The following is a 20,777-nucleotide window of genomic DNA, read 5'->3' on the forward strand; positions in this document are numbered from 1 at the left end:
CAAAAGCCTGGACGGTCCCAAGATCGGTTGCGCGTGATGGTTCGTCTTCTGCCGCAATTCCACTCGCCCACAGACATAGTATGCCAAAATTGCGACACAACGTCCCCGACGAAAGAAGGGCTTCTCTCAGGCCGCAAGATTGTGTCGAATTTGCATGAGCAAATGAGCATGGGGCAATGCGGGCCTTTCGGTTCCGCCGGACTAGCAATCATCAGTACCCGCCAGTATGGTCCGCGGCGCCATAAAGATGCCGCGTCAGTTTTTGATTGTGTCTGCCGCCATTGCCACTCCAGGATGAACTACGATGTCCGACCATGTCGTCCCGCACTTCCATAACGATGCCGGTGTCCCCGTCATCGAGATCGGCTCGCAAGAGTTCATGTGCGTCGGCGCCAACCCTCCGTTCGACCATCCGCACGTCTTCCTCGACCTCGGCAACGACAACGAGATCATCTGCCCGTACTGCTCGACGCTGTACCGCTTCGCGGCGGACCTGAAGGCCGGCGAAGCCCGCCCGCCGGAATGCGTGCTGAAGGACAAGGTGGCCTGACCGCGTCCATCGGTCAGGGGTGGCGCTCTCCCGAACGATTGTCATCGCCGGTGCCGGCATCGGTGGTTTGACGGCCGCACTTGCGTTGGCCGCCCGCGGCTTCCGCATCGTCGTTCTGGAAAAGGCCGAGCGGCTCGAGGACGTCGGCGCCGGCCTGCAACTCTCCCCCAATGCCAGCCGCGTGCTGGTCGAGCTTGGACTGACGGAGCGGCTGAAGCTGCGCGCCGTGGTCCCGGAGGCGGTCTCGATCATGAGCGCGCGCGCCGGCGGTGAGCTGCTGCGCATGCCGCTCGGCGAAGCCGCCTCCTCCCGCGCCGGCGCCCCCTATTGGGTGGTGCACCGTGCCGATCTGCAATCCGCGCTATCAGGCGCCGTCGCCGAGCATCCCGATATCGACCTCAAATTAGGTGCGACCTTCGAAGATTTCGCGCCTCACGCCAAGGGACTGACGGTCGTCCATCGCAGCGGCACGATCCGCCGCAGCGATCTCGCCAGCGCGCTGATCGGCGCCGACGGCATCTGGTCGACGGTCCGCCAGCATCTGTTTCCCGACGTGCAGCCGCGCTTCTCCGGGCTGATCGCCTGGCGCGGCACGCTGGACGCCACGCAGCTGCCGAAGGATTTTACCGCACGGCGGGTGCAGCTCTGGATGGGTGCGAACGCGCATCTCGTCGCCTATCCGATCGCGGGCGGCCGCCAGATCAACGTGGTCGCGGTGCTCCCTGGCACCTGGAACAGGCCGGGCTGGAGCACGCCCGGCGATCCCGGCGAGGTGATGGACGCCTTCGCCGCGCCACGCTGGCCGCCGGCGGCGCGGATGATGCTGGCGACCGTCGACAACTGGCGGAAATGGGCGCTGTTCGGCGTGCCCGACGGCTGCCCCTGGAGCAGCGGCCCGGTCGCGCTGCTCGGCGACGCCGTGCACGCGATGCTGCCCTTCGCCGCGCAAGGCGCCGGCATGGCGATCGAGGATGCCGCCGTGCTCGCGCAGCTTTTAAGCCCCGAGACAACTGAGAGCACCGCTGGCATTAGCGCCGCGCTGAAGCAATATGGCCGTGCGCGCCAGGCGCGGGTGCGGCGGGTGCAGCGGACCGCGCGGCAGCAGGGCCGCATCTATCATCTCGGCGGACCGCTCGCGATCGCGCGCGATCTCGCGATCCGCGCGCTCGGCCCGGACCGCATGCTGGCGCGGCAGGACTGGATCTACGGTTGGCGGCCCTGATGCGGCGCGGCGGCGCCGGCTCAGCGAGCGGCGCTGCCTGGTTTCGGGGCGGGCTTGATGTCCGGCCGCTGCGGCGCCGAGACCGGCGGCGCGGCATTCGGCGGCGTCTCCCGGCACCTGTTGCGGCGCCAGGCGTCCTCGACAAGCTGCGCGTGCCCGCGCACGGAGAGGTAGTCGTTGCGATAGGCAAGCTCGGACACCACGGCGCCGCCCGCTCCGGTCTCCGCCTTGTCCATCAGCTTCTGCAACTCGGCGGTGCGGGCGGCGAGCTGCTTGCGCTGGGTCTCGAGCTGCTTGCAATCGTACAATTCGTATGCCCCGGGATCGGCAAAGGCCGGGGCGACCGTCTCGCTCATGCCGGCGCAGCCGGACAGCGCGGCGCCCGCCGCAAGCAGCGCGAGAAGCGCGCCTGAGCCGCGCAGGCGATGAGAAAACGAAGCAGCCATGCCGGATGAATAGTCCCCGTGGATTGAGAATGCCTAAAGCAGCAACAGATGTCCGGATTGAGGCTTTGCCTTGTGCGGCCGGCTCGCTTAAGGAAGAACCACCCACCCGGCCAGCGAAGCGCCAATTCCAGACGGCCAGGGATGGACTTAAGTGTTTGATCTCGTTGGATCAAGCGGGCATGGCGGAATTGGTAGACGCAAGGGACTTAAAATCCCTCGGTGCGCAAGCGCTGTGCCGGTTCGACCCCGGCTGCCCGCACCAACAGAGCTGATATTCCCCGGCGCCGTGACGGGATGCAGAAGCGAGCCAGCCTCCATCATCGGCGCCACTCAGCAGCCATTCGTTTACCAACACGCCCTTCCCCGCCTGGAACCGGCGCGCGGCAACCAGCCTTTACTCCACCTTAGATCGTCCTCCCCTAAAGCTGGCGAGGTCAGCGCCCGTCGCTGCGGACCTCATGGAAACGCTAAGGCCCGGGGCGGCCGGCTTCGATGGTGAGAGCTCTCATGGACGCGCGCGAGAATTGGTCCCATTCCGGGATTGGCGGAGCGCCCAATGCGTTCGGACGCCATTTGCACGGGCGTGAGGTCTATCTCTTCCTGATCGCGTTCCTGTCCGTGTTCTACCTGTCGAACGGGCCGATCCAGCTCAGCCATTACGACCTCGGCTGGCACATCGCAGCCGGCGACCTCATCCGGGAGCGCGGCGCAATTCCGTTCCAGGATCCGTGGGCGTTCACGCTCGGCGACAAGCGATGGTACAATCTCTCCTGGCTCTGGGACGTGATCGCCAGCGTGCTGTATCAACACGCCGGCTTTGCCGGGATCGTCCTGATGGTCGTCGCCTGCGGCGCGGTCATCGTTGGATACCTGACGTTCGCGGCCTTGCGCAGCGGCGCTTCGGCCGCGGCGGTCGGCATCACCGTCTTCGCCACCTGCCTGCTCTACCCCTGCTATGAGGCGGCGCCCAACACGTATCTCGCGGCCTCACCCAATATCGCGACCATGCTGTTCGCGGTCATCTTCTACGGGCAATGCCTGCGGCGACGCGGCTGGTTCCTGCTGCCGGTGATGATGGTGCTGTGGGTCAATCTGCATGGCGGCTTCATGCTCGCCTTTCCCATTATCGGCGTGTTCGCAGGCGTCGCCTTGCTGCGGCGGGATTGGGCGAACTTCAGGAATTACTGCCTCGCCGGCGTCGGGTGTTTCGCCGCGATCTTCGTCAATCCGCTGGGCTGGCACATCACCGGCGGCGTGATGGCGACGATGGGCCATTTCATCCAGGCCAATATCGGCGAATGGCGTCCGTATTTCCACAACATGGAGATACCGGGAAGCATTCCCGGCATCGCCTATGCGTTGGCGTTCGTTGCGCTCGAGCTGTGGTACCGAAACTCAAAGCCCGTTCCATTGGAGCCGCGCCTGCTCGCATGGCTCTTCCTGGCGCTCGGCCTCTACCAGTTCAGGTACGCCGCGTTCTTCTTCATCTTCTCGACGGTCCCGATGGCGCTTCACATCGACCGGCTGTTGCCCGAACGCCTTGCGCGGTTCGACATCCGGCGCGCGATGCTGGCGGCGGGTCTCGTGGGTGTCCTGGTGCTGCCGCTCGCCTTCATCCAGGTGAGACCGGCGCTGGCGCTGCCCGAGATGCTCTCGGACGAGGATGCCGGCTATCTGCTGGCGCATTCCACGCATTCGCGCGTACTGAACCACTGGAATTCCGGTGGGCTCCTGATCTTCCGGACGCACGGATCAGTGCCCATGTTCGTCGACGGAAGGGCGGCGACCGCTTACCCGGACGAACTGCTGCGCGACTATCTCAAGCTGGTGCGGTGGGAGATCGACGAGGCCGCCTGGGACAATGTGATCAGCAAATACAAGGTCGATGCGGTGCTCTGGATCAGGGGGCACGAACAGCTGAGGCAATTCCTCGTCGGCCGCAGGGGCTGGAAAGAGGACTACACCGGCGCGTATATGAGCCTCTATACCGCTCAGCCGGCGGCCGCGCGGTAGGATCAACTCGCCTGCGGCGCCGACTGGTGTGAAGGTTCCCGCGGAAGCAGGAGCCAGAAGCAGATCAGCGCGATCGCAAGCTGGCCGAAGCCGCCCATGAAGGCGACGCCGGAGACCGATGCCAGCGTCGGAATGGCGACAGCGATCGCGAGCACCGCTGCCATCGTCGCCGCTGGCAGACTGACGACGAGAACGGCGGCGTAGAGCGCCACCTCGAAGAAGGCATATTCCTTCAGCCTGGGCGCGCAGAGATAGAGCGCATACATCGCGAGCACGGTGATGCGCATTGCGGCCTCGGGATGATTGATCAGCCAGTCGTCGAACGCCTGAAGCAGCGAGGCCTTGCCGGCTGGACGCTGCGCCCTGAACATGTGCCATACGGACAACGCGAACGGCGCAAGCACGAGCGCGACTGCGATGAGACCATAGAGCACAGCAGCGACCGGCTTGCTGCCGGCGAGCCCAAAATGGTCTGCAAGCGTCAGCGACAGGAAGAGCAGCGACGGGTTGACCTCGTTCCCCGGCGAATGCTGTCCGGGGATCTGGCCGAAGATCGCAGCGAGCCAGCTCTTGAACAGGTCCGGATAGATCGCAAGCGACACCAGGATCGGAAGAGCGAACATGCCGGCCGCCAGCGCGATCAGGAGGAGCTTGCGGCCTCTTGGCAGCGGCAGGAAATAGAGCGCGGCGAGGACCGGGAAGAACACCAGCTTGAACGAGGTGACGAGGCCGAGCAGAGCGGCACCGGCGAGCTGCGGCGCAATGCTCGTGTCGCCGCGTTCGGGCTGCACGGGACGCAGCAGCAGGGCCAGCGATGCCGCCGTCAACAGGCCGCTCAGAATCGCGAAATTGCCGGTCGCGATGATCCAGTCGAAGCCGACGAAACCACCCAGCGCGAACACGACCCGGAGCGCAACACCCTGAAAGTCCCGGCGGCTCTTGCCGACACCCGGCAGCAGCAGCGCGCAGATCACCGCCAGGACAAGAAAGACCGGCTTGTAATGCGCGACGAGAAAGCCGCCGGCGCAGAGCGGCCGAAACGCGTCGAGGGTGACAGGAAGATAGGGATAGGACAGCTTGGTGTCCTTCAGGTTCTTGACGTAATAGGGATCGAGCCCAGCGACATGGGCCTCCACCGCCGCGCAGTTCACCCGCGCGTCCCAGCCGAACGTCTCGTCCGCGCCGAGATCGATGGCGACAGCCGTCGCAACCAGCATGGCCACGGCCAGGATGAAGCGGGTCAACCAATTCCTCCGTGACGCCTCCGCAGCAAACGAGCGTTGTTGTCCTGAAACGGCAGACGAGGCGAGACTTGTCATGGATGCACGTTTTCCGGCTCGAGGCGTCCGGGCTCGACTCGAAAATCGAGCAACAGGATCCAGAAGCATGTCATTGCGATGATGAGGAGGGTGAAATTGCCTTCGATCGTATGCCCCATCATCGAGATCACCGCGGGAGCGAGCAGAGCGACGGCGAGAACGGCGGCGAGTGCCAGGGCGGGGAGATCGACGACGAGAATTGCGGCATAGAGCGCGAGCTCGAAGAAGGCATATTCCTTGAGGCGCGGCGAAGAGAGATAGAGCGCAAACATGGCCAGCACCGTGACGCGCGCGGCCGTGCCGGGATGGTCGATCAGCCAGCGATCCAGTCGCGCCAGCAGCGATCCCCCTCCCCGCACCGATCCGCTCCCGGCCGCACGCAGCACGGACAAAGCGAACGGCACCAGCACGAGCGCGAGGGCTGCGAGCGCATAGGTCGCGAACATGGCAGGCTTGCTGTCGCCGAGCCCGGCATGCTCCATCAGGCTCCGCGCCAGCAGCAGCAGCGACGGATTGATCTCCACGATGTCGACGGCGTGCTGGTTCGGGATCTGTCCGGCAATGGCAAGCAGCCAGCTCGCGAACAGATCGGGGTACGAGAGCCGCGAGACCAGGATCGGCAATGCGAAGCTGAAGGCCGCGACCGCGATCAGCATCAGCTTGCGCGCGCGCGGCAGCGGCAGGAAATACAGCGCCGCCAGCACGGGACAGAACACCAGCTTGAACGAGGTCACGAGCCCGAGCAGCGCAGCGCCGGCGAGGCGCAAGGGAAAGCTCCCGTCGTCCCATGCGTCAGGCGCGGGCGGTCGAAGCAGCAGATTGAGCGCGATCGCGGTCAGCACGCCGCTCAGGATCGCAAAATTCCCTGATGCTGCGACAAATTCAAAACCGACGAACGCGCCGAGCGCGCACAGCACCCTGAGCGCGACATCGCGCGCGCTCGCGCGCGTCCGGCCGAGACCGGGCAGGAGCAGGCCGCACAGCACGGCGAGCACGAGATAGATGATCCTGTAATGATCGACGACAAAGCCGCTCGCGCAAAGCGGGCGAAACAGGTCGAGCGTCACCGGCAGATAGGGATAGGACAGCTTCGTGCCCTTCAGATTGGCGACGAAGTAAGGATCGAGCCCGCCGGCGTGCGCATCGACCGCCGCGCAATTGACGCGAACATCCCAGCCATATCTCACGTCGAGCGTGGCGTCGGCGACGAGATTGCCGAGCACCAGCAGCGCGGTCAGCACCATCAGGCCGGCAAGCCAGACGTTGCGCCTCGCGGCCATGCCGGCCGCGGGTCCCAACCATCGTGCTGTACCGGTGACGTCGGACACCGCGAAAATACCTTGTCGTTCTGGGTTGTCGTCTTGAGTTGTCGTCTTGGGTTCCCTCGGCACCCTGCGCGGCGCCCGGTCAGGCCACCATGGACAGGATGGGTTGCGGATTCATCTCCCGGGTGCGGCGCCCCCGGTCTTATGGTGAACAGCTGGTTGCCGGCCCGAGGTGGGGCACGGCGGAAGATTTGGCGCCGGTCCTGGTCGAGTCGGCTCAAAGCCGCCCTCGCCTGCCAGCCATCCCGAAACATGGGTTGTGCATCGCAGCATGGCCGATAGATAAAGCCTCTGAATTTCAAAGGTGAGCTTCTTGTCCGACGTCAATGCCGACGATTGGGTGTCCTCGGGACACCGCCCCATGGGTTTTCCCGAATTCGTCATCGTGATCGCGTCCATCATGGCGCTCAATCCGCTTGCGATGGACATGATGCTGCCGGCGCTGCCCAATATCGGAGCAGCCTTCAACATTCCCGTCGCCAACCATCTCCAGCTCGTGCTGTCGACCTTCCTGATCGGCTTCGGCGCGGGCCAATTCGTCATGGGCCCGTTGTCGGACCGTTTCGGACGGCGCCCGGTGCTGCTCGGCGGCATGGCGGTCTATGCAGTGGCGAGCGTGCTGGCGATTGCAGCGCCGTCGTTCGAGACGCTGCTACTGGCGCGCGCGCTCCAGGGTTTCGGCACCTCGGCGACGCGCGTCATCGCCACCTCGATCGTGCGCGATTGTTACGTCGGCCGCCGCATGGCGAGCGTGATGTCGCTCGCGATGATGATCTTCATCGCGGTGCCCGTGATCGCGCCCTCGTTCGGACAGGCGGTGCTGCTGGTGACGCACTGGCGCGGCATCTTCGTCGTGCTGATGCTCTACGGTCTGCTCGCGCTCGCATGGTCTGTGCTGCGGCTGCCGGAGACCTTGCCTGAGAGCGAACGCAGGTCGCTTGCCCCACGCGACGTGCTCGCCGCCTACTGGCAGACCGTGACCAATCGCCAGACCATCGGCTATGCGGTCGCCGCCGGCAGCGTCATGGGCGCGCTGTTCGCCTACGTCTTCCTGGCCCAGCAGGTTTTTGTCGGCATCTATCATCTCGGCCATTATTTTCCGCTCGCCTTCGCTGCGATCGCGGCCGGCACCGCCGTCGCCGGCTTCCTCAACGCCAGGTTTGTCGGAACCCTCGGCATGCGCGTGATCTCGCACGGCGCGCTGACGCTCTACACGGCGGTCGCGGGCGTGATGCTGCTGACGGAAAGCCTCGGCATGCTGCCGCTTCCGCTGTTCATGGTGCTCTCCGCCCTGATGATGTTTTCGTTCGGCATGATGGTCGCGAACTTCACCGCGCTCGCCATGGAGCCGCAGGGCCACATCGCCGGCACCGCCTCCTCGCTCTACGGCTCGATCACGACGCTGATCGGCATCGTGGTCGGCATGGCGATCGGCCAGAGCTTCGACGGCACGCTGCTGCCGTTCTCGGTCGGCTTCTTCCTGTCGACGCTCGCTGCGCTCGCGATCGTGCTGGTGGTTGAAAAGGGACGGCTGTTCAAGCCGCATCATCGTCCGATCGCTTGAGGAACTTCCCGGCGGCCTCGATGTTGTAGTGCAGCAATTCGAAAGGCCGCTGCAATGGAACCGAAACACCGCGAAGATCGTACGGCTTCGGACCGGCAGGTGCCGGAGCGATCCGCGCCGAATACCGACAAGACGACGTTCACCGCGCCGTTCGCAAGCGAAGGCCTTGAGCGGTTGCGCGACAGCCATTGCTGAGCACAGGCACTACTCTGCTGCCCTTTTGCTGGCGCTGAAATCGTCGGCAGCGCTCTCGGGTGACGCGCTGTTTCCGCGTGGCGGCACCATCAATATCACGACCTCTCGCGTGAGACCGGGCCGCCCCCACAATGTCGCCTGCACGGTCAATTCGCGACGGACGAAGTGTCCGGCGCTTCCGGAAACCCACTCCATCCACCGGCCGCAATAGTCCTGCCCGCGAAAACAGAGCGCGGCCCAGCCGCGATCCAGCGTCGTCTTACGCGGCAGGCCCCAAGAGTATTGGTACTCGAAGGGCCGCGCATATTTCGGATGGTCCGGGCTGTAGAACGCCGTCGCAAAAGCGAGCGAGTCATCGCCGCTCACGGCGCTCAGCGGCTCACCCGTCAGTTCGCGCCACTCGCGGGTGAGCTCGTTGGCCGCCTGCGCGTAGAAATTCCGGCCCTCTTCATAGCCGCGATCGTTGCGATAGACGGCATGGATCGGCGCTGCGACCAGGACGGCGGCAAGCGCAACGCCGGCCGTGATCACCGTGACGTTGACGGTGTAGAAGCGCTCGATCGGATAGCGCGTGCCGCAAACCACGAGCACGACGAACAGAAACAGCCCCTGCAACGCCCAAAGCGACGGCAGATCCGTGCCCATCGCGAGCGACGTCAGGACCGGCAGCACGATCGTGCCGATCGCAACTGAGAAGAGAAGCCGCAGGCCCGGACTCATCGCCGCGAAGTCGGCTGGGAACTGCTTGAGCCGCGTCCCGGCGATGAATATCCAGAGCACGGCCGACACGCTCATCGCCGCCGCCAGCCCCAGCAGAAAATTCCTGACCTCACCGAGCGAGCTCGCGGCGTTGCCGTTGGCGTGGGCCAGCGCATAGGTGAAGGCCGACGCGCCCGTCGTCGCCAACCAGTAGATATGCGGCGACAGCACCACGAGCCCGGAAACAATCGAGATCCACGGCGAAGCGGAGGTGAAATAGGCGCGCCGCGCCGGATGTGCCAGCGCGGCAAACACAAAGCTCGTGACGAGAAAGATCGAATAATATTTGCCGACCATCGCCAGCGCCGTCGCGCATCCCGCCGCAACCGCCCACAGCGCCGAGCGCGTCTCGAACGCGCGCAGGAAGCACCAGGTCGCCAGCGGCCAGACCGCCAGCAGCACCGAATTGGCGTTGAAGCGCTGGGCATGGAATTGATAGGCCGGCGTCAGCATCAGGAGCAGCAGCACCAGGATGCGCTTGTGCCCGGTCACGAACTGGCGCGACACCAGATCGACGAACAACAGCGCGAGCCCGGCATTCACCATCGCCATCAGCTGCAGCGACCAGTCGCTGGACGGGAAGACGAAGGTCCAGCTCGCGGCGATCCAGCCCATCAGCGGCGGATGCTTGTGATAGCCGAAGGCGAAATTCCGTCCCAGCGTCCAGGCCTCGAGCGTATCGGGATGCAGGCCACCGCCGGCATAGGCGACCGCCAGATAAAGCGTCCAGACCACAACGAAGCACGCAATGAGAAGCGGCACCGCCCAGCCCGCCTCGATGCCATCGAGCCAGTGTAAAAACGGCCGTCGCCATCGTGCTGGCGCGCGATCGGACCGTTCGGCCATCGCCTGGAATGCAAAATCGATCGGCAAGGGAATCAAATGCAGCAAGGAAGTGATGTACGAACTGCGCACATCTATTTCAGATTGGAAACAAATAGCAACAATTGGAAACTGGAAGAGTTAAAAGCGCGACGCCTTTGCGTCACATGACCGGCAAACGACACCCGGCAAAACGACAACGGCGCCGCTGATGACAGCGCCGCCGCGTGATGATCGGGACAAAAAGGTGCAGGACGCACCCTTCCCTTACTCGGTCTTGTCGATATTCCAGAACACCGGCGTCGCCGGGCCGTCGAGCACGCCGGTCAGCGATTTGCGCCAGGCGCTCGGCGACAGATACTGGCCGAGCGGCATGTAGAGCACCTGATCGTAGGCTTCCTTCTGGATCTCGGTCGCGATCTTCTTCTGCTCGTCGAGCGAGGCAGCACGAACGAAGGCGTCCTTGAGCTGTTCGATCCTGGCGTCCTCCGGCCAACCGAACCAGCCGCCCTTCTTGCCCTGCCCGCCGACAGCGACATTAGAGATCGGGTTGGAGGCGTCGGCGCTGACCCAGTTGGTGATGAACATGTTCCAGCCGCCCTCCTTCGGAGGCTTCATGCTGGCGCGCCGGCTCACCACCGTCTGCCAATCGGTGGCCTGCATATCGACCTTGAAGCCGGCGTCGCGCAGTTGCTGGGCCACCACGATCGGTTGAGCCTTCAGCGTCAGCACGTCGCCCGGCGCCATCAGCACGACGGGTGTCCCGTCGTAACCGGACTCGGCGAGCGCCTTCCTGGCCGCAGCAATGTCGCCGCCCTTCGCCAGCGTCTCGCCGCCAACCTCTGTCGCGAACGGCGTGTCGCAGATGAAGGCCGCGGCACACGTCTTGTAGTATTTGGGATTGCCGATCAACGCATCGAGCACGTCCTTTTGCTTGACCGCCAGGAAGGCCGCGCGGCGGATTTTGACGTTGTCGAAGGGCGGATGAAGGAAGTTCATCCGAGCGCCGGTCTGGAATCCGAACTTGTTCAGAATCTCGATCTTGAGGTCCTTGTCGGCTTCGATGGCGGGCAACATTTCGATGGCGGGAACTTCCATGAAATCGATGTCGCCCGACTGAAGCGCATTCAACGCCGTCTGCGCGTCCGGCATCGTGATCCACTCGACGCGGTCGACCTTCACCACTTTGCCGCCGGCGGTCCAGCTCGCCGGCTCCTTGCGCGGCACGTAGTCGGTGTTCTTGACATAGATCGACTTCACCCCGGGCTGGAATTCAGCCTGCACGAACTTGAAGGGGCCGGAGCCGATCTGCTCGGGGATCTGCTTTTCCACCGGCGTCTCGGCGAGACGCTTCGGCATCATGAAAGCGACCCGCGAGGACGGCTTGCCGATCGATTCCAGCACGAGCGCGTACGGCTCCTTCAGCTTCAGCGTGATGGTCCTGGGATCGGTCGCCTCAATGCTCGCGGTGAACAGCATCATCTGCTGCCCCATGCCATCGACCGCGGCCCAGCGCTTCAGGGAGGCAACGCAATCTTCCGCAGTGACCGGCGTACCGTCATGCCACTTCAGGCCGTCGCGCAGCGTGAAGGTGTAGGTCAGCTTGTCGTCGGAGATCGTCCAGTCCGCCATCTGCGGCTGGATCTTGAAGTTCGAATCCGTCGCGATGAGCGTGTCATAGACCATGTAACCATGATCACGCGAGATATAGGCGCTGGTGAAGATCGGATCGAGGACACGCAGATCCGAATGCATCACGGCGGTAATGGTCTTGCCTGCGGCCAGAACTGGCGAGGCCAGTGCCGAAAACGCCACCACCGAAAGCGCAAGTCTGGAGGCGAACGCACGACGCATAAGTCGGAACATTGAAGCTCTCCTTGCAAGTTCTTCCGGCAAACGGCGCCGCTGATGACAGCGGCGCCGCATGATGATCGGGACCAAAGCGCGGCACGCGCCTTTGGCCTTATCGGCTTGCCTTACTCGGACTTGTCGATGTTCCAGAACACCGGGGTCGCCGGGCCGTCGAGCACGCCGGAGAGCGACTTCCGCCACGCGCTCGGCGCCAGGTACTGGCCGAGCGGCACGTAGATCACCTGGTCGTAGGCTTCCTTCTGGATCTCGGTCGCGATCTTCTTCTGATCGTCGAGCGAGGCGGCACGGACGAAATCGTCCTTGAGCTTCTCGATCTTGGCGTTCTCCGCCCAGCCGAACCAGCCCTTCTTGCCCTGCCCGCCGATCGAGAGGTTGGAGATCGGGTTGGACACGTCGGCGCTGACCCAGTTGGTGAAGAACATGTTCCAGCCGCCCTCCTTCGGGGGCTTCTGGCTGGCTCTGCGGCTCACCACCGTCTGCCAGTCGGTCGCCTGCGCGTCGACCTTGAAGCCGGCCTCACGGAGCAGCTGCACCGCCACCGTCGGCTGCGCCTTCAGCGTGACGACGTCACCGGGCACCATGACCACGACGGGGGTGCCGTCATAGCCGGATTCGGCGAGCGCCTTCTTGGCTTCCGCCATGCCGTTGCCCTTCACCAGCGATTCCGAGCCGACGTCGGTCGCAAACGGGGTGTCGCAGATGAAGAAGGCACCGCAGACCTTGTAGTATTTGGGATTGCCGACGAGCGCGTCGAGCACGTCCTTCTGGTTCATCGCCAGAAGTGCTGCACGGCGGACCTTCGGATTGTCGAAGGGCGGATAGAGGAAGTTCATGCGGCCGAGGGTCTGGTAGCCGAACTTGTTCAGGGTATCGACCTTGAGGTCGGCATTGCCTTCAAGCACCGGCAGCATGTCCCACGGCGGCACTTCCATGAAGTCGATGTCGCCCGATTGCAGCGCGTTCACCGCGGTCTGCGCGTCCGGCATGGTGATCCACTCGACGCGGTCGACCTTCACCACTTTGCCGCCGGCGGTCCAGCTCGACGGCTCCTTGCGCGGCACGTAGTCGGTGTTCTTGACGTAGACCGCCTTCACGCCGGGCTGGAATTCGCCCTGCACGAACTTGAAGGGGCCGGAGCCGATCTGCTCGGGGATCTGCTTGTCCGGCGGCGTTTCGGCGATACGCTTCGGCATCATGAAGGGCACGCGCGAGGACGGCTTGCCGATCGATTCGAGCACGAGGCCGTAGGGCTCCTTCAGCTTCAGCGTGATGGTCTTGGCGTCGGTCGCCTCGATGCTGGCCGTGAAGGTCATCATCTGCTGGCCCATGCCGTCGACGGCGGCCCAGCGCTTGAGCGAGGCGACGCAGTCTTCCGCCGTCACCGGCGCGCCGTCATGCCATTTGAGGCCGTCGCGCAACGTGAAGGTGTAGGTGAGCTTGTCGTCGGAGACCTTCCAGTCCGCCATCTGCGGCTGGATCTTGAAGCTCGAATCCGTCGTGATCAGCGTGTCGTAGACCATGTAGCCATGGTCACGCGTGATGTAGGCGGTGGTGAAGATCGGATCGATGATGCGCAGATCCGAATGCATCACCGCGGTGATGGTCTTGCCTGCCGCAAATACCGGCGAGGCCATCGCCGTGGACAGCGCGACGACCGACAGCGCAAGTGTGGAAGCGAACGCGCGTCGCCCCCGGCGCATCAAGCTCAACATAAAAGTTCTCCTGACGTGAAACTGGTCAAAGGCAGGTTATTGGTTGAGCATTCGGTTCGTTCCTTAGGCGAACTAACCTCATGCAATGCCTTTATCTTTTCGAGACTTGCAGACAGTCTTGAGCGCGTCAATCCGGTTTCGCTGCAAGCCCTTGCGGCGTGCGCACGGGCTCCACAAGGATCGGTTTCGCTCTACAAAGCTCTCCGCTTGTCCTGCCCTGCGCCAATGCAATGCGCGTTCCATCTTTCGCAGCTTGAGAGACATTAAGATGAATCCAGCCAATCTTCCCTTCGATTCCGAGGCGATGCTCGAAGGCCTGCGCACCTGGGTGGAATGCGAAAGCCCGACCTGGGACGCAAGCGCCGTTAACCGCATGCTCGATATCGCAGCGCGGGATATGGCAATCATGGGTGCGACGATCGAACGCATCGGCGGCCGTCAGGGCTTTGGCGGCGTCATCCGCGCGCGTTTCCCGCATCCGAAGCAGGGTGAGCCGGGCATTCTGATCGCCGGACACATGGATACCGTTCACCCGGTCGGCACCATCGAGAAGCTGAAATGGCGGCGCGAGGGCAACAAATGCTACGGCCCCGGCATCTACGACATGAAAGGCGGCAACTACCTCTCGCTGGAAGCGATCCGGCAACTGGCGCGCGCCTCCTTCACGACGCCGTTGCCGATTACCATCCTGTTCACGCCCGACGAAGAAGTCGGCACGCCCTCGACGCGCGACATCATCGAAGCGGAAGCCGCGCGCAACAAATATGTGCTGGTGCCCGAGCCCGGCCGCGCCGACAACGGCGTCACCACCGGACGTTACGCCATTGCGCGCTTCAATCTTGAAGCGACAGGACGCCCGAGCCACGCCGGCGCAACGCTGTCGGCAGGACGCTCGGCAATCCGCGAGATGGCGCGCCAGATTCTCGCGATTGACGCCATGACGACGGAGGACTGCACCTTCTCGGTCGGTGTCGTGCATGGCGGACAATGGGTCAATTGCGTTGCCACGACCGCCACCGGCGAGGCGCTGTCCATGGCCAAGCGCCAGGCCGATCTTGATCGCGGCGTCGAGCGCATGCTGGCGCTCTCGGGCACGGCGAATGACGTCACTTTCAAGGTGACGCGCGGCGTGACCCGTCCGGTGTGGGAGCCGGATGCCGGCACCATGGCGCTCTACGAGAAGGCGCGCGGCATCGCCGAGTCGCTCGGCGCGAAGCTGCCACACGCAAGCTCAGGTGGCGGCTCCGACGGCAACTTTACAGGCGCGATGGGCATCCCGACTCTCGACGGCCTCGGCGTGCGCGGCGGCAATGGCCACACGCTGGAGGAATTCATCGAGGTCGACAGTCTGGTCGAACGCGGCCGCTTGATGGCAGGGCTGCTCGCGACGCTTGAATAATTAAATCAATTCGGCACTGCACAATACGTTGGCAGCCGCGGTTGAAATTTAGCCTTGTCTAAAAATGAGGCGCATCGTACTGCTCCCGGGTCCACGCGACGATGCGGGAGAGATCGTGACGACAGCTTCGGCTTTCGTGACGGCGCCGACGGAGCAACCGCCCCGGAAACTCTCAGGCAAAAGGACTGTATCGTCAGGACGATCTGGAGAGAGACGGCACGATTTTGCAAATCGTGACGTCCACCGAAGGGGATAGTCCGTTGCGAAATCCGCAACGGATCAAGCTCTCAGGTAACCGTGACAGATGGGGCGCCGCCAACGGCCTTTGGCCGGCGGTTAGCCGACTCTAACTCACGGGAGCCCCGAGACCAGCCATGACCCATATCGCCATCATCGGCGCCGGCATCACCGGCGTGACGACTGCCTATGCCCTCCTCGAACGCGGCTACAAAGTGACGGTGCTCGACAAGCACCGCTACGCCGCGATGGAGACCTCCTTCGCCAATGGCGGACAGCTCTCCGCCAGCAATGCCGAAGTGTGGAACAGCACCGCAACGATCCTCAAAGGCCTGCGCTGGATGTTCCGGCGCGATGCGCCGCTGCTGATGAACCCGCGGCCGAACTGGCACAAATATTCCTGGATGAGCGAGTTCGTCGCCAATATCGGCAACTACCGCGCCAATACCATCGAGACCACCCGGCTCGCGATCGAAGCCCGCAAGCATCTGTTCGAGATCGCGGAACGCGAAGGCATCGACTTCGACCTCGAACGCCGCGGCATCCTCCACATCTATCACGACAAGAAGGGTTTTGAATCCGGCCTGCGCGTCAACGCGCTGTTGCAGGAAGGCGGGCTCGATCGCCGCCCGGTGACGCCGGAAGAAATCCGCGCCATCGAGCCGACGCTGCGCAAAGACTATTACGGCGGCTTCTACACGCCGTCGGACGCGACCGGCGATATCCACAAGTTCACGCGCGGGCTTGCAGAGGCCTGCAAGCGTCGTGGCGCAACCTTCATCCACGAAGTCAACATCGACTCCATCGCGCAAGCCCAAGGCGGCTTTGTCATCGGCTGGGATGATCTTGCTGCAAGCGATGCTGTCCCGTCCTCGCGCGGCATGCTGAAGGCGGATGGTGTCGTGGTCTGCGCCGGCGTTGCCAGCCGCCACTTCGCCGCTCTCCTCGACGAGCGCGTCAACGTCTATCCCGTGAAGGGCTACTCGATCACCGTGCAGCTCGACACCGCCGAAAGCCGCAACGCGACGCCGACCGTCAGCCTGCTCGATGAGGCCGCCAAGATCGTCACCAGCCGGCTCGGCGCGGATCGATTTCGGGTTGCGGGCACGGCCGAGTTCAACGACTTCAACCGCGACATCCGTGCCGACCGCGTGCAGCCGCTGGTCGACTGGGTGCGCAGCAATTTTCCGGCTGTCGAGACGTCGCGCGTTATCCCGTGGGCCGGGCTGCGGCCGATGATGCCGAACATGATGCCGGTGGTCCGCGCAGGGCGGATGCCGGGCGTGTTCTTCAACACCGGCCACGGCCATCTCGGCTGGACCCTGTCGGCCGCCACTGCGCAGATGATTGCCGGAACCATCGACGGCTGGCGCGGGCTCAACGCACCGCCGACCGCACCCTCACTCAGGGTTGAGCGCGAGCTGCGTCATGCATCCTAAGTGGTTGAAGCGGGAGGCTGGCGGTCCTTGCGACCGCCCTGCCCTTGGCACACAATTTGCCCCGAAAAGCCGGCATCTCCGGCCGGCTTTCCAGCCCGAATGACAGGCGCGCATGATAGACAAGATCGAATCCACGGGCGCCCTGGGGCCCCACAAGTTCCGCAGCCGGAGATAGGTGCATGCTAGGTTATCTCATTCGCCGCGTTCTGGCCGCGGTGCCCGTGATGGGCGTCGTCGCGCTGTTCGTGTTCCTGTTGCTACGGCTGACCCCGGGCGATCCCGCAGCGATTCTCGCCGGCGACAACGCGACACCGGAACGGCTCGAGCGCATCCGCGAGTCGCTCGGCCTCAACGAGCCGCTGATCGTGCAGTTCATCACCTGGGTGAACAAGCTGCTGCACGGCGATCTCGGGACCTCGCTGATCTCCAATCTGCCGGTCGTGAAGATGATCAGCCAGCGCATGGAGCCGTCGATCTCGATCGCGCTCTCGACCATCATCCTCGCCGTCATCGTCGCGGTGCCGCTCGGCGTCGTCGCGGCATGGAAGCACGGCACCTGGATCGACCGCTTCGTGATGGGCCTCTCCGTGCTCGGCTTCTCGGTGCCGGTGTTCGTGGTCGGCTACATCCTGATCGAGGTCTTCGCGATCGACCTGCGTTGGGTGCCGGTGCAGGGCTTCCGCAGCATCTTTAACGGTTTCGGCCCGTTCTTCGAGCGCATCATCCTGCCGACTTGCGCGCTCTCCTTCATCTATATCGCGCTGATCGCGCGCATGACGCGGGCAGCGATGCTCGACGTGCTGGGTGAAGACTACGTCCGCACCGCACGCGCGAAGGGCATCAACGAAGTCGCCGTGATGATGCGGCATGCGCTACGCAACGCGGCCGTGCCCGTGATCACCGTGATCGGCACCGGCTTTGCGCTGCTGATCTCCGGCGTCGTCGTCACCGAGAGCGTGTTCAACATCCCCGGCATCGGCCGTCTGACGGTCGATGCGGTGCTGGCGCGTGACTATCCGGTGATCCAGGCGATGATCCTGCTGACCTCGCTGATCTACGTCGTCGTCAATCTCCTGATCGATGTCGCCTACACGCTGCTCGATCCCCGTATCAGGTACTAGGGCCAAGGATAACAACAACAATGACGGTCGATAGCCTCCCCCAGTCCTCCATTCCGATCACCTCGCCGCTACGGCCGCGTTTCGGCTTCCTCACCTCGACGCCGATCATCGCGGCGGCCACGATCCTGCTCGCGCTGATCGTGCTGGTCTCGATCCTGGCGCCGCTGATCGCGCCGCATGATCCGATCCAGCTTGCGCCGTCGCAACGGTTGAAGCCCTCCTCCGCGCAGTTCCTGCTCGGCACCGACGCGTACGGACGTGACCTCTTGTCGCGCGTCATCTATGGCGGCCGCATCTCGCTTCTGATCGGCATCGGCTCGGCGATCCTTGCGGTCGTCATCGGGCTTGCGATCGGCCTCGTCTCCGGCTTCTTCAAGCTGGTCGACTCGGTCCTGATGCGCGTCATGGACGGCCTGATGGCGATGCCGAGCATTTTGCTCGCGATCGCCGTCGTGTCGCTGTCGGGCGCCAGCATCTGGACCGTGCTGGTGGCGATCACAATTCCTGAAATCCCGCGCGTGGCGCGTCTGGTGCGCTCGGTCGTGCTGTCCGCGCGCGAAGAACCTTATGTCGAAGCCGCGATCTCGGTCGGCTCAAGCTTGCCGAAAATCATGTGGCGCCATCTGGTGCCGAACACGATCGCGCCGCTGATCGTCCAGGGCACCTATGTCTGTGCGTCGGCGATCCTCACCGAAGCCATCCTCTCCTTCCTCGGCGCCGGCATCTCGCCGGAGACGCCGACCTGGGGCAACATCATGGCCGAAGGCCGCCAGTATTTTCAGCTCAAGCCGACGCTGATCTTCTGGCCGGGCCTGCTGCTCTCGATCGCCATCCTCAGCATCAATCTGATCGGCGACGCCGCCCGCGACGCACTCGATCCGCGCATGAAGCAGCGGGAAGGCAAGTGATGAGCGATCAAGCGATGACCAACCCGATCCTCGAGATCAGCAACCTCGTCGTCTCCGTCGGCAAGAAGCCGAATGGGCCAAAGATCATCGACGGCATCTCGATCCAGGTCCATGAGCGCGAGACGCTGTGCCTCGTCGGCGAAAGCGGTTCCGGCAAATCGGTGACCTCGCTCACCACGATGGGCCTGCTGCCGAAGGGCACGCTGGTTCCATCAGGCGGCAGCGTCAAGCTGGTCGGCGAGGAGATCCTCACCGCGACCGACCGCCGCCTGCGCCAGCTCCGCGCCACGCAGATGGCCATGATCTTCCAGGAGCCGATGACCGCGCTCAATCCTGTCGTGCCGGTCGGCCGCCAGATCGACGAAGTGCTGCGCGCCCACACCGATCTCGACGCCCGGGCGCGAAAGAAGCGCATCCTCGAGATGATGGAGCAGGTGCGCTTGCCCCAGGTCGAGCGCATCTTCGCCTCCTACCCGCACCGCCTCTCCGGCGGCCAGCGCCAGCGCATCATGATCGCGATGGCGCTCGTGCTCGAACCGAAGTTGCTGATTGCGGATGAACCGACCACTGCGCTCGACGTCACCACGCAAAAGCAGATCCTGACCCTGATCCGCGACCTCCAGCGTGATCACGGCACGGCCGTGCTGTTCATCACTCACGACATGGGCGTGGTCGCCGAAATCGCCGACCGCGTCGCTGTGATGCGGCAGGGCCGACTGGTCGAAACCGGGCCGCTCGAAACCGTGCTGCGCAATCCGACCATGGAATACACCCGCAATTTGCTCTCTGCGGTGCCGAGCCTGGTGCCACGCGCGGCGCGGCCCGAGACCAAAGAGCCCGTTGTGCTCGAGACCAACGACCTCGGCAAGGTCTACAAGGAACGCGCGTTCTTCGGCAAAGGCCGCGAGGTCGTCGCCGCCGACAAGGTGACGCTGACGCTGCGCAAGGGCCGCACGCTCGGCATCGTCGGCGAGAGCGGCTCGGGCAAATCGACCGTGGCACGCTGTATCGTGCGCCTGATCGATCCAACCTCCGGCGGCGTGCGCCTCGCCGGCCGCGAGATCTCCGACCTTTCGCGCCGCCTGCTCCAGCCGCACCGGCAGAAGATCCAGATCGTGTTCCAGGATCCCTATCGCTCGCTCAACCCGCGCGTCACTGTCGGGGAGACCATCGCGGAGGGCCCGATCAACTACGGCGTCTCGCACGCCGACGCGATGAAGCGGGCGCGCGAGCTGCTCGAGCTGGTCGGCCTGCCCGCCGATGCTGTGACGCGCTATCCGCACCAGTTCTCCGGCGGCCAGCGCCAGCGCATCGCCATTGCGCGTGCGCTCGCACTCGATCCGGACGTGCTGGTCGCGGACGAAGCGGTCTCGGCGCTCGACGTCTCCGTGCAAGCGCAGGTGCTGGAACTGCTGGACGAGATCCAGAAGCGGCTCGGCATCGCCATCCTGTTCATCACCCATGATCTGCGCGTCGCAGCGCAAATCTGCGACGAGGTCGTGGTGATGCAGCACGGCCGCGTCGTCGAACAGGGCCCGGCCGCCGAAGTGCTGACGCATCCGAAGGAGGCCTACACCAGGGCCTTGCTGGAGGCAGCCCCCGGCCGCGGCTGGGATTTTGCGAACTTCCGGCCGGTGTCGGAAGGCGTGGTGGCGAGCGCTTAGCGGCACTCACCGGTGTCGTCCCTGCGAAAGCAGGGACCCATACCGCGGAATTTGTCGATCGCGCGTGGTGCAAATCCCGAACGACCGGCCTCGCCAAACTCCTCCCTGGGGTTATGGGTCCCCGCGTTCGCGGGGACGACACTGAGAATTTGGAAGCGCCTTCTCAAGACAACCCGCATCCGCAGCATTCCCAAAACAGCTTGAGGCCAT

16 protein-coding genes, 1 tRNA gene and 2 riboswitches are annotated in these 20,777 nt (G+C 64.2%); of the genes, 11 read left to right on the forward strand and 6 right to left on the reverse strand.

Annotation, left to right across the window (positions count from 1 at the left end; genetic code table 11):
- Positions 1 to 304 precede the first annotated feature (304 nt).
- Both B5V03_RS06360 and B5V03_RS06365 read left to right on the forward strand, forming a co-directional pair.
- Positions 305 to 550 carry a zinc-finger domain-containing protein gene (locus tag B5V03_RS06360; RefSeq protein ID WP_007602543.1) on the forward strand — a complete coding sequence of 82 codons (246 nt, stop codon included), beginning with the start codon at positions 305 to 307 and terminating at the stop codon, positions 548 to 550.
- A gap of 19 nt (positions 551 to 569) precedes the next feature.
- Complete coding sequence (locus tag B5V03_RS06365) at positions 570 to 1,772, forward strand: FAD-dependent monooxygenase (RefSeq protein ID WP_129268414.1); 1,203 nt, start codon at positions 570 to 572, stop codon at positions 1,770 to 1,772.
- Positions 1,773 to 1,792: 20 nt separating this feature from the next.
- On the opposite strand, the gene B5V03_RS06370 is transcribed toward B5V03_RS06365, so the two are convergent.
- Positions 1,793 to 2,218, reverse strand: a complete 426-nt coding sequence (locus tag B5V03_RS06370) for a twin-arginine translocation pathway signal (protein WP_129268415.1) — start codon at positions 2,216 to 2,218, stop codon at positions 1,793 to 1,795.
- Positions 2,219 to 2,391: 173 nt separating this feature from the next.
- Here B5V03_RS06370 and B5V03_RS06375 point away from each other — a divergent pair.
- Positions 2,392 to 2,480 (forward strand) — tRNA-Leu (locus B5V03_RS06375).
- A 245-nt stretch (positions 2,481 to 2,725) separates the two neighbouring features.
- Entirely contained in the window at positions 2,726 to 4,231 is a 1,506-nt protein-coding gene (locus tag B5V03_RS06380) for a hypothetical protein (RefSeq protein ID WP_129268416.1), read from the forward strand.
- Between the two features lie 2 nt (positions 4,232 to 4,233).
- Here B5V03_RS06380 and B5V03_RS06385 read toward each other — a convergent pair whose 3' ends face one another.
- Positions 4,234 to 5,475: a glycosyltransferase 87 family protein gene (locus B5V03_RS06385; RefSeq protein ID WP_245502174.1), complete on the reverse strand. Its 1,242-nt coding sequence runs from the start codon at positions 5,473 to 5,475 to the stop codon at positions 4,234 to 4,236.
- A 71-nt stretch (positions 5,476 to 5,546) separates the two neighbouring features.
- Positions 5,547 to 6,878, reverse strand: a complete 1,332-nt coding sequence (locus B5V03_RS06390; protein ID WP_129268418.1) for a hypothetical protein — start codon at positions 6,876 to 6,878, stop codon at positions 5,547 to 5,549.
- 310 nt (positions 6,879 to 7,188) lie between these two features.
- Between B5V03_RS06390 and B5V03_RS06395 the strand changes: the two genes are divergently transcribed.
- Positions 7,189 to 8,439: a multidrug effflux MFS transporter gene (locus B5V03_RS06395; protein ID WP_129268419.1), complete on the forward strand. Its 1,251-nt coding sequence runs from the start codon at positions 7,189 to 7,191 to the stop codon at positions 8,437 to 8,439.
- Positions 8,440 to 8,643: 204 nt separating this feature from the next.
- On the opposite strand, the gene B5V03_RS06400 is transcribed toward B5V03_RS06395, so the two are convergent.
- A complete protein-coding gene (locus B5V03_RS06400; RefSeq protein ID WP_129268420.1) occupies positions 8,644 to 10,239 on the reverse strand; it encodes a glycosyltransferase family 39 protein in 1,596 nt (531 codons plus the stop codon).
- On the opposite strand from B5V03_RS06400, the gene B5V03_RS41360 reads away from it, so the two are divergent.
- Positions 10,142 to 10,360, forward strand: coding sequence for a hypothetical protein (locus B5V03_RS41360; RefSeq protein WP_164987815.1), 219 nt, complete (start codon positions 10,142 to 10,144; stop codon positions 10,358 to 10,360). The two genes, B5V03_RS06400 and B5V03_RS41360, sit on opposite strands and share 98 nt — an antisense overlap.
- Positions 10,361 to 10,482: 122 nt before the next feature.
- On the opposite strand, the gene B5V03_RS06405 is transcribed toward B5V03_RS41360, so the two are convergent.
- Positions 10,483 to 12,081 carry an ABC transporter substrate-binding protein gene (locus tag B5V03_RS06405; RefSeq protein ID WP_129268421.1) on the reverse strand — a complete coding sequence of 533 codons (1,599 nt, stop codon included), beginning with the start codon at positions 12,079 to 12,081 and terminating at the stop codon, positions 10,483 to 10,485.
- A 110-nt stretch (positions 12,082 to 12,191) separates the two neighbouring features.
- Positions 12,192 to 13,799, reverse strand: coding sequence for an ABC transporter substrate-binding protein (locus B5V03_RS06410; RefSeq protein ID WP_129268422.1), 1,608 nt, complete (start codon positions 13,797 to 13,799; stop codon positions 12,192 to 12,194).
- A 268-nt stretch (positions 13,800 to 14,067) separates the two neighbouring features.
- Here B5V03_RS06410 and B5V03_RS06415 point away from each other — a divergent pair, with 268 nt between their 5' ends.
- The 5 genes from B5V03_RS06415 to B5V03_RS06435 all read left to right on the forward strand — a co-directional run bounded on the left by B5V03_RS06415 (position 14,068) and on the right by B5V03_RS06435 (position 20,567).
- The gene (locus tag B5V03_RS06415) at positions 14,068 to 15,198 is read left to right on the forward strand and encodes a M20/M25/M40 family metallo-hydrolase (protein WP_129268423.1); all 1,131 of its coding nucleotides are present in this window, start codon (positions 14,068 to 14,070) and stop codon (positions 15,196 to 15,198) included.
- 94 nt (positions 15,199 to 15,292) lie between these two features.
- Positions 15,293 to 15,396: riboswitch (glycine riboswitch) on the forward strand.
- Positions 15,397 to 15,399: 3 nt separating this feature from the next.
- Positions 15,400 to 15,504, forward strand: a riboswitch (glycine riboswitch).
- Positions 15,505 to 15,572: 68 nt separating this feature from the next.
- The gene (locus B5V03_RS06420; RefSeq protein ID WP_129268424.1) at positions 15,573 to 16,874 is read left to right on the forward strand and encodes a D-amino acid dehydrogenase; all 1,302 of its coding nucleotides are present in this window, start codon (positions 15,573 to 15,575) and stop codon (positions 16,872 to 16,874) included.
- Between the two features lie 179 nt (positions 16,875 to 17,053).
- Positions 17,054 to 17,995 (forward strand): ABC transporter permease, encoded by a 942-nt coding sequence (locus B5V03_RS06425; RefSeq protein ID WP_164987824.1) that lies wholly within the window; start codon positions 17,054 to 17,056, stop codon positions 17,993 to 17,995.
- 20 nt (positions 17,996 to 18,015) lie between these two features.
- Positions 18,016 to 18,903 carry an ABC transporter permease gene (locus B5V03_RS06430; RefSeq protein WP_129268425.1) on the forward strand — a complete coding sequence of 296 codons (888 nt, stop codon included), beginning with the start codon at positions 18,016 to 18,018 and terminating at the stop codon, positions 18,901 to 18,903.
- 14 nt (positions 18,904 to 18,917) lie between these two features.
- Entirely contained in the window at positions 18,918 to 20,567 is a 1,650-nt protein-coding gene (locus B5V03_RS06435) for an ABC transporter ATP-binding protein (protein WP_129268785.1), read from the forward strand.
- The last annotated feature ends 210 nt before the right edge of the window (positions 20,568 to 20,777 follow it).

Origin of the sequence: Bradyrhizobium betae (genome assembly GCF_004123905.1) — a bacterium.
GTDB classification, from domain to species: domain Bacteria; phylum Pseudomonadota; class Alphaproteobacteria; order Rhizobiales; family Xanthobacteraceae; genus Bradyrhizobium; species Bradyrhizobium betae_A.